1 protein-coding gene is annotated in these 324 nt (G+C 80.9%); it reads right to left on the bottom strand.

Annotated elements, in window-relative coordinates:
- Positions 1 to 324, bottom strand: a 324-nt coding sequence (locus DZG00_RS16695; RefSeq protein ID WP_147360122.1) for a hypothetical protein, incomplete at both ends; no start/stop codon positions are given.

Consider the following 324-nt stretch of genomic DNA (forward strand, 5'->3'; position numbering starts at 1 on the left):
GCCCGGCTCGTCCGGCGCGACCCCCTCCCCGCCGAGGCGGGCCGTACCCGGTCCCTCGCGGAGCCCCTCGGCCGCGTGCGGGAGCCGCTCGAGCCAGTCCCACTCGGGGCCGGGCGGGCGCGACGCGATGCGGAGGTCGTCCGGCGGGAGGGCGTGCACGAGCTGCACGACGACGCCCCGGAGCACGGGCGCGACCAGGGCGGGGGCGCCGCGCAGCCCGAGGCCGCCGGAGGAGGACACGAGGACGGGGGCGTCGGGGACCCAGCGGACGAGATCCGCCCACCGCGCGGGATCACGCGCCGAGGAGATGCCGGCCGGTTCGCG

Source organism: Clavibacter lycopersici, from assembly GCF_003576405.1.
Taxonomy (GTDB): Bacteria; Actinomycetota; Actinomycetes; order Actinomycetales; family Microbacteriaceae; genus Clavibacter; species Clavibacter lycopersici.